Origin of the sequence: Niallia sp. MER 6, from assembly GCF_023714395.1 — a bacterium.
Lineage (GTDB): Bacteria > Bacillota > Bacilli > Bacillales > Cytobacillaceae > Niallia.
In genome coordinates, this window is sequence record NZ_JAMAUK010000032.1 from 39,075 (window position 1) to 47,999 (window position 8,925).

General features: G+C 36.8%; 10 protein-coding genes. 4 read left to right on the forward strand and 6 right to left on the reverse strand.

The window, feature by feature from the left end:
- Positions 1-108: 108 nt before the first annotated feature.
- Positions 109-951, reverse strand: a complete 843-nt coding sequence (locus M3600_RS24225) for an SDR family NAD(P)-dependent oxidoreductase (protein ID WP_251647884.1) — start codon at positions 949-951, stop codon at positions 109-111.
- 135 nt (positions 952-1,086) lie between these two features.
- On the opposite strand from M3600_RS24225, the gene M3600_RS24230 reads away from it, so the two are divergent.
- Positions 1,087-1,446 carry a MerR family transcriptional regulator gene (locus tag M3600_RS24230; RefSeq protein WP_251647886.1) on the forward strand — a complete coding sequence of 120 codons (360 nt, stop codon included), beginning with the start codon at positions 1,087-1,089 and terminating at the stop codon, positions 1,444-1,446.
- An 89-nt stretch (positions 1,447-1,535) separates the two neighbouring features.
- Here the strand turns inward: M3600_RS24230 and M3600_RS24235 are convergent, their stop codons facing one another.
- Genes M3600_RS24235 through M3600_RS24245 form a run of 3 tightly spaced genes read right to left on the reverse strand, consistent with a single transcriptional unit; the run spans position 1,536 to position 4,001 of the window.
- Positions 1,536-2,006 (reverse strand): FixH family protein, encoded by a 471-nt coding sequence (locus tag M3600_RS24235; protein ID WP_237943709.1) that lies wholly within the window; start codon positions 2,004-2,006, stop codon positions 1,536-1,538.
- Between the two features lie 26 nt (positions 2,007-2,032).
- Positions 2,033-3,418 (reverse strand): PepSY-associated TM helix domain-containing protein, encoded by a 1,386-nt coding sequence (locus tag M3600_RS24240; protein ID WP_396953843.1) that lies wholly within the window; start codon positions 3,416-3,418, stop codon positions 2,033-2,035.
- Positions 3,419-3,428: 10 nt separating this feature from the next.
- Positions 3,429-4,001 (reverse strand): DeoR family transcriptional regulator, encoded by a 573-nt coding sequence (locus M3600_RS24245; RefSeq protein WP_237943711.1) that lies wholly within the window; start codon positions 3,999-4,001, stop codon positions 3,429-3,431.
- Positions 4,002-4,257: 256 nt separating this feature from the next.
- Here M3600_RS24245 and M3600_RS24250 point away from each other — a divergent pair, with 256 nt between their 5' ends.
- Positions 4,258-4,896: a YcnI family copper-binding membrane protein gene (locus M3600_RS24250; RefSeq protein WP_237943713.1), complete on the forward strand. Its 639-nt coding sequence runs from the start codon at positions 4,258-4,260 to the stop codon at positions 4,894-4,896.
- A gap of 90 nt (positions 4,897-4,986) precedes the next feature.
- On the opposite strand, the gene pdxR is transcribed toward M3600_RS24250, so the two are convergent.
- A complete protein-coding gene (pdxR, locus tag M3600_RS24255) occupies positions 4,987-6,408 on the reverse strand; it encodes a MocR-like pyridoxine biosynthesis transcription factor PdxR (RefSeq protein ID WP_233317226.1) in 1,422 nt (473 codons plus the stop codon).
- Between the two features lie 146 nt (positions 6,409-6,554).
- On the opposite strand from pdxR, the gene pdxS reads away from it, so the two are divergent.
- Entirely contained in the window at positions 6,555-7,436 is an 882-nt protein-coding gene (gene pdxS, locus M3600_RS24260; RefSeq protein ID WP_233317225.1) for a pyridoxal 5'-phosphate synthase lyase subunit PdxS, read from the forward strand.
- Positions 7,437-7,894: 458 nt separating this feature from the next.
- On the forward strand, positions 7,895-8,740 hold the full coding sequence (locus tag M3600_RS24265; protein ID WP_237943715.1) for an aldo/keto reductase: 846 nt from the start codon (positions 7,895-7,897) through the stop codon (positions 8,738-8,740).
- Between the two features lie 95 nt (positions 8,741-8,835).
- On the opposite strand, the gene M3600_RS24270 is transcribed toward M3600_RS24265, so the two are convergent.
- A partial coding sequence (locus M3600_RS24270) for an IS3 family transposase (RefSeq protein WP_164849538.1) occupies positions 8,836-8,925 on the reverse strand: 90 nt, incomplete at its 5' end.

Below are 8,925 nucleotides of genomic sequence, written 5' to 3' on the forward strand. Positions count from 1 at the left end.
CAGGTGCGAAGCTTTATATTCGTACCTGTTTTTTTTGTAAGTTAACATTGCCGATAATAGATAATTAAAAGGCTGTCGTAGAAAGTCTCGACTGCCTGCAGTACTCACTCATAGAGGCAAATATTCTTTTTCGTATACAGATTGTACTTGTCGTAAAACTTGAGATCCGTGCTGTTTGAATTTGAACGAAGCAGGCTTTCCTTTAGATATATACAATCCAGTTTCTTCCGGGGATCTGTTCAACCCAGCAAACAAATGGCTTGCTCCTACACTAGGATGGGGACCAAACAAATGAATGAACGGCTGTATAATCAGTGGCAAGCCGCCATTTCTGCCTTTACGCATTGTATTGTTATTGCCCGGATCAACGCTGATAATTGTCACGCCTTCTCGCTTCAGCACTGGTGCCAATGCATATGTCCACAACGTAATTGCCAGCTTAGTCGTTGCATAAGGACCAATCAGCTTCTGAAATTTAGGCGGGTTTGCCAATTCCTCCGGGACGAAAGATCTTTTAAATTTAAATGCCTCTGAACTAGTTTGGATAACGATACCCGGTGATCCCTTTTTCAAAAGGTCAAGCAGTTCCATCGTGATAATGAAGGGAACGACTGTCTGGAGTTCATAATGCAATTCTCGTCCTTGCGGAGAAAAGAGGAGATTTGGGAAACTGCCTCCTGCATTATTGAAGAGAGCATCCAGCTTCGGTTCGTTCTCCTTTATTTGCCTTAAAGCAGATTTTAGTTTCGTAAAATCAGATAAATCGGCAGTATAAATTCGGATATCCTGTTGACGGATTTTTTGTTGGAGCTCCAGCTCTTCCTCTGGAAATTCAGAGCGTATTAAAGCAGCTACCTCCCAGCCATTCTCGACTAATTTCTTCGTCAGCTCCAAGCCTATTCCGCTGTTTGCTCCAGTAACAAGAGCTGTTCTTTTTTGTGTTTGCACCATTTTTTTAACCTCCTATTAATGAATGACTGTAGTATAAAACATGGAGCTAACTTCAGGTCAAGAGTAAAGATTATAGCTTGACCTGGAGTTGACTTCATGTTTTATAATTACATCTAAAAGAAGGAGGCGATTGTCGTGTATACAATCAAACAGGCAAGCAAACTGACTGGGTTAACCATTGATACAATTAGATATTATGAAAAAGCGGGCTTGCTTCCTAAGATTAAACGGCTACCAAATGGACATCGTGCATTTTCATCATCCGATATTGAACGGTTGCAAATGGTCATCTGTATGAAAAAAGTAAATCTTAGTTTAGAAGAGATAAAATTATATCTTGATATAACGGAATCAAGTAATATGATTCCTGAAATGGTAACAGGTATGCTCGAGCATAAAGAAAAAATAAAACAACAGATGGCTCAATTACAGACTGTATTAGATTTTATTGATGAAAAATTAGCTGAAGGAACATGGCTAAAGAAGAAAGCATAAGAGTTTGTATGCTAAAGAATTTGTCCATACATAAGCTGGCTTTTTTGGCACAAAAAAAGAGCTTTTCCGCTCTTTTTCAAAGTCTACTATTAATGATGGTGCTCCTGACTTTCTTCTTGTACTTTGACATCCTTTTGTAAATACTCTAGTTCACTGTCCGAAAGCTCTCCGACAATAAATTGCTTTTGCGGCATAATGATTGAATCATTATTACTAGCATGTAGCTTTACAAAATAAAGACCATCACTGTCGATTTTTACCGTTATACTATAAACTCCATTCCCTTCATTCTTAGCATCTCTCATATTTTTCTGGATAGTGCCATCTTGCTTCCATACCTCATAATGGACATAGTCTGCGTGTTCTACTTTTTCACCATTTTGAGTAAGTGTCACCTTAATGGTAGCTGGTTCTTTTGCTTTTAAAGAAGAGGGGATTTCTAATTGAGCTTCAAGGGGTGTTTCTTTTTTATATAAAGCAGCTGCATCTTCCTTAAGTGAACATGCACTTAATAAGAGTAAAGTTAAAGCAACTACCAAGCTATTTCTAAACTTCTTCACGAATAAGCCACCTTTTCATTATCTTATTAAGCATTTAATACCTTTTTCACGGCCGGAATTCTTTGGATAATCAATAAGTCAACAACCCATACAATAATAAGGGATAATCCCACTAAAGGGAACACAATGCCTAATATAATCAGTATGAAAAGAAGGTATCTCATTTTTTTAATACTTGGAGCCTTTGGTGCTCCTAATTCTTGTTTAGGTTTACGTTTCCACCACATATAAACACCGGTAATAGCTACAAGAATGGTACCAAGACATATTAGAAGGCTGATTAATTGGTTAATCAAACCAAATTCTGTGCCTTTATGCAAGGTAATACCGATAGCAATCAACTTACCCAATGGTCCGTAATGATCATAACGGTAATCAGCTAACACCGCCCCGGTATATTGGTCAATATGAATGGTCGCTTCATCTTTTGCTTTTGGCGGAAAGGCAGAAAATGTGTAAACACCTTCTTGGGTTGTAGGGAAAATAACAGAATAGCTAGGGTGCATTCCTTCTCGATTGGCAATATCGACCACATCATCAATAGAAAGAGGGGTATAACCTTGTATGTCTGATTTTGGCACATCTAACGTTTCAGCAGCCCAAGGGACTTCGGCAATATCTTTTGTTTGTACTGATGATGTTGGAGCACTTCCTACCCAAACTGATGGAGGATAGCCTTCTCCTGTATTAGTAACTAAAGATTGGAAATTAGTACCCCAGAAACCTGACCAAGGTAATCCTGTTAAGATTAAAAATAACAATCCGCCTGTTATCCAAAACGCAGGCACGGCATGTAAATCTCTTCTGAAAATTTTCTTTCCTTTATGCAGTCGCGGGAATAGTATTCCAGCAAAGCCTGTTTTCTTTTGTTGCGGAAACCATAAATATATTCCAGTGACAATTAATACAATTGCCCAACAAGCAGCTAGTTCTACTATTCTATCACCTAAAGTGCCAGCCATTAATTCTCCATGAAATTCTTCTATTCTATCCATAATTCTGTCTTCACTATTCAACTCACCGAGAATTTTGCCTGTATAAGGATCAACAAATAGTGTTAAAGACTCGTCTTGGTAGTTTATATTCACTTCACTTGAACGTGCTTCACTATCCCCAGGCAGATAGCTTGTTATATTTGCACCGGGATATTCACTTTTCACGATGTTAATTTGCTCTGACGGGGTCATTCTGTCTTCTTGCTTCGTAACCTCGTAATAATCTTTATATAAAACTTGCTCAATCTGTGGTTTAAATAAATATATAGATCCAGTGACAGCAAGAATAAGGAGAAACGGTGCAAAGATTATCCCAGCATAAAAATGCCATCTCCATACGGCTTTATATAAAGAGGCTTTTGTTTGTTTCGTTTTTTTTCCCTTTTGCACGGATTTCTCTGCTTTCATTGACTCCATTCTTTTCCTCCTATTTTGGGTGACAGCAATTCGAGCTTTGCATGTGTGAGTTCAAAGCTGTAAATACTTGCTCAAAGTTATAGATGTCTCCTCCAAATCCTGTTTGAAACTTAATGGCTTCATCCATTGAGTTAAAAGTAAGAAGCTGTGGTTGACAGCAATTTGAATGAAGGTCTGGATTAATCAGAAAGAAGCCAGTTTTAGCACTCAGTGTTGTATCATGAAGAAAATCACGACATATGATTTGAGATATTTCTGCTTGAGTTTCTTGATATCTAAGCAATCCACAATGAATACAACATGTTTGTTCTACCTGGTGATTTGTTTTTATTAACTGCACAGATAATCTTGTGTTAATTCCTTTATAGCAATAGGAACAATGATTGGAGGGCGTAATGGTTTCTTTAGTCAGGGAAATGCCGTTCGATGTCTTTACAATTTTCTGTTGGTCAATAAGTTGTTTAATATCACGATATACCGTCATTTCCGATACATTTAATTTTCTGCTGATATCAGATACCTTTAATGTTTCTTCTTCCGTTAGCCATGATAATAGCTGTTTTTGTCTTTCTATTGGTAACATTGGTTTCTTCCACCATTCTTTCTAATAATTCAACCTAGAAACAGGGTAATTTATTTACTGGTTATTTGACAAGAGATAATATGATAAATAATGTTAAAATGATGTTAATAATAACAAATGTTCACAAAAAAGTCACAAAGTTAGGGAAAGGAGCATTTTAAGATATAGTTAGATTTGTTATGATTATGATTGTTAGTTACTAAGATTTATACAGTGTATAAATGGGAACATTTTAAAAGAGGAGTTGTGTATACATATGAAGAAGAAGCTTTTTGCGTTTTTATCAGCGTTTGCTGCCGTTTTTCTTATTGCACTTCCAGCAAGTGCACATGTAACTGTTAATCCTTCAGAGTCTGCAACAGAGGCTTGGGAAACATATACAGTAAAAATACCTGTTGAGAAGGACATTGCGACAACGAAGGTAACACTTAAGATAGCAGATAATGTGGATTTTAAAATGTACGAACCAGTAGATGGTTGGAAAGTAACAACCGAAACCAATGATAGTGATAAGGTAACTACTGTGACTTGGGAAGCAGAGAATGATCAATCAGCTATTCAGCCAGGTGAGTATAAGCGATTCAGCTTTACAGCACAAAACCCGTCTGATGCAGGAGAAGTTGTTTGGGATGCCTTTCAATATTATGCAGATGGAAGCATAGTAGAATGGACTGGAGATGCGGATGCAGAACTTCCTCATTCTGTAACACAAATTGCTAAGTCTGATGCAACTACAGATAGCCATGGACATACACATGATGCTGATTCTGCTGATGAAGATACGGCAAGTGCAGAAGATGATCATGAGCATAGCTCTACAAGCACAGTGTTATCAATCATTGCCATAATCGTTTCTGTTCTTGCTATTATCTTGACTTTTGTGAGACGAAAATAACATATATTAGGTAAGCTGCCTGGGTAGGCAGCTTTTTTTGTTATCTTCCTATTTATGGAGAGAAATAATGCATTATTAATTTTTTGCTGCTTAGAACCATGCCTTTGAAAGCAATATTACGCCTTCTTGAATCTTACTCTCATCCATACCAGCAAAACCAAGCAGAACTCGAGGATATTTTTGATCTGGTAATTGTTCATAGAAGGAGGAAACAGGATACACCAACACGCCATTCTTTTTAGCTGTGTCAATTAGCTCTTGCTCTGACATATCATTACGCGGCTCTATTACTATATGTAATCCGGCACCTGAACCCATAATTCTGACTTGATTGTACATGTTCGCTTTAAGAGATGTTAGCAATGCATTATGTCTTTTCTTATAGACATTTCTAACTTTATTCAGATGTCTTGACCAATGCTCGCTTTCCATAAAGAGTTTTAATGTATATTGATGCTGTCTGGAAACGGTTTGTTTATAACCAATATACTTCTCATGGTACGTAGCTAATAGATGTCTTGGAAGAACCATATAACTAAAATCCAAAGATGGAATCAGCGATTTAGCAAAAGTCCCCATATAGATAACTTTTTCATAACTGTCTAAGCTTTGAAGGGCAGGAATAGGCTTGCCTTCGTATCGAAATTCACTATCGTAATCATCCTCTATTATATAGCCATCTGAATCCTTCGCCCATTTAATTAATTCTAATCGTCTTTGGATTGGCATAACAATTCCAAGAGGGAATTGATGTGCAGGTGTGACAAAGACAGCTCTGACCTCGCTTGCTGTTAATTTCTTTATATCAACTCCATAACTATCAAGGGGAATCGGATGCACTGCTTTGCCATATTCCTGTAAAACAATACGGACTCTATTATAACCAGGCTCTTCAATCCCATATGTGTATTCTCTGCCAATGATTTTACATAACATACTTAACAGATATTGTGTTCCAGCTCCTATGATAATTTGATGCTCTGAGCATTTAACTCCGCGAGATTCATACAGATATCTTGCTATTTGCTTACGAAGATCTAGATCACCTTGTGGGTCGCCATATAGTAACAGCTTTCCTTGTTCAGCAAATATGCTTTTCATCGTTAATTGACTCCATAATTTAAATGGAAAATGCTTTAAATCTATTTCTCCATATTTAAAATCATATAGAATTCTTGAAGATTGCTCTTCTTGTTGACTGCAATTGTTATTCAAGATTTCATCATGGATAGCATGTGCGTTTTTGTCTAAAAACAGCTCATGCTTTATATCCTCAACAAATAAACCTTTTCTTTCTTCGCTTCTGATGTAACCCTCAGCGAGGAGCTGCTGATACGCAGCATTAACAGTGTTTCTGCTTAAGTTTAAATGCACTGCTAATTTCCTTTGAGAAGGCAATTTACTATGAGGAGGAATATTTTCTGATTGTATTTCATTTTTAAGAAAACGATAAAGTTGTATATATACGGGTGCATCACTTTGAGTATCTAAAATGGGAGTTATTTCTAACATGGTTTTGACCTCCATCAAACTGGTACCTGGATAATTTTAATATCTGGCTCTTTTAATAGTTCCAGATTAATTACTATAATTAGTTTACAATGCGCATTTGAAAAAATAAAGGTTGATTACATACTAAATCTATAGGAGGAATATGAATGAAAACTGGTACTAATCGAGTAAAACGTGGAATGGCTGAAATGCAAAAGGGCGGCGTTATCATGGACGTTATTAACGCCGAGCAAGCGAAAATTGCTGAAGAGGCAGGAGCAGTAGCAGTAATGGCTCTTGAAAGAGTTCCTTCTGATATTCGTGCTGCAGGTGGAGTAGCGAGAATGGCTGACCCTTCTATTGTAGAAGAAGTTATGAATGCAGTATCTATCCCTGTTATGGCTAAAGCACGTATTGGACATATTGTGGAAGCTAGAGTGCTTGAAGCATTAGGCGTTGATTATATCGATGAAAGTGAAGTTTTAACTCCTGCAGATGAAGAATATCACCTAAATAAAAATGAATATACAGTACCATTTGTTTGTGGATGCCGGGACCTTGGCGAAGCAGCAAGACGCATCGGAGAAGGTGCTTCCATGCTCCGCACAAAAGGCGAACCAGGAACAGGAAATATTGTGGAAGCAGTCCGTCATATTCGAAAAGTAAATGCACAAGTTCGTAAAGTAGTTCATATGAATGAAGATGAGCTAATGACAGAAGCAAAATTATTAGGTGCTCCCTACGAGCTTTTGCTGGAAATTAAAAACTTAGGGCGCCTGCCAGTAGTTAACTTTGCAGCAGGAGGTGTTGCAACACCTGCAGATGCAGCATTAATGATGCAATTAGGAGCAGACGGAGTATTTGTCGGCTCAGGTATCTTTAAATCAGATAATCCTGCTCTATTTGCAAAAGCAATTGTGGAAGCAACTACTCACTACCAAGATTATAAATTAATTGCTGAAATCTCTAAAAATCTAGGAACAGCAATGAAAGGGATTGAAATTGCTAGTCTTGCTCCGGAAGCTCGCATGCAAGAGCGCGGTTGGTAAACTGATAATATAGTAAAAAAAGCCAAATTCACCAGTATGGGGGATTTGGCTTTTTTTGCGCTAAAGGAATAGCAGAGAAATAAAAAAGAGATTGGCAATGCATCAAGTTATTTAAAAAAAAAAAAAAATATATATATATATATATATTTTGCCAAGGAAGAAGTATAAAAATCTTTTTTCTAAGCCTTTCAGCCATACAGTCAAAACTATCGCAACCAGTAATTAAAGTATACCGTACTTTTTTGAGAGGAATAGGTAATCATTTGATAGAAATGTGGTACCTATTCTTTTTTTTTATAAAGGATAATGAAAGGGTTAAAACTTTTTTTGCTGATATTCCTTGGACCATCTGTGAATTATCCAGAAGTAATTTTTAAAATTCCTGTGTTGACTTAGAGTAACACGAATCTAGTAAGATTATGAAGTGAAAGGCAGTAAACTTTTAGGAGGAATATTAGATGGAAACTGTAACTTTATCAAATGGAATAAAGATGCCTATTTTAGGGTTTGGAGTTTATCAAATTAATGACCTTGAAGAATGTGAGCGTATAGTAGGCGAAGCAATAGCAGTTGGCTATCGATCAATCGATACTGCTCAAGCTTATGGGAATGAAGAAGCAGTTGGTAGTGCAGTACGTAAAAGTGGTATACCTCGTGAAGAGTTCTTTATTACTACAAAGGTATGGATTTCAAATGCTGGCTATGAAAAAGCTAAAGCATCAATGGATGAATCCTTGCGTTTACTGCAAACAGAATATATTGACCTCATGTTAATTCATCAACCATTTAATGATTATTATGGTACGTACCGTGCAATGGAAGAGTATTATAAAGCAGGGAAAATCAAAGCAATTGGCGTAAGTAATTTTTATCCAGACCGTTTGATTGATATTGCTCAGTTTAGTGAAATTACACCAATGGTTAACCAAGTGGAAACACATGTGTTCAACCAGCAAAAACAGGCCCAACAAATAATGGAAAAGTACGGAACACAAATTGAATCTTGGGGACCTTTTGCAGAAGGGAAAAATGACTTCTTTCATAATAAAACGTTAAAAGAAATCGGGGAGCAATATGACAAATCTGTGGCCCAAGTGGCTCTGCGCTACTTAATCCAGCGTAAGGTTGTTGTTATTCCAAAAACGGTAACGAAAGAGAGAATGGTTCAGAACTTTGAAGTCTTTGATTTTGTTCTATCACAAGAAGATATGAACAAGATTGAAAAACTTGACCAGGAAAAGAGTTTATTTTTCTCTCATTATGATCCAGAAACAGTTAAATTTTTGACAGGGCTAGTAAGATAACCTAGGATTTTACATAGTAAACTAACAGTAAAAACCCTAATGTCCTGCTTATAGGAAATAAAGTGTACCCTTTGTAAAGGACATTTAAAAAAAGCCTAGGCAGTTTTAAGAAGATGATCTCTGTATTGAACAGGGGTCATCTTTTTTAAGTTCCACTGATATCTATAGTAATTGTAATAAATCAT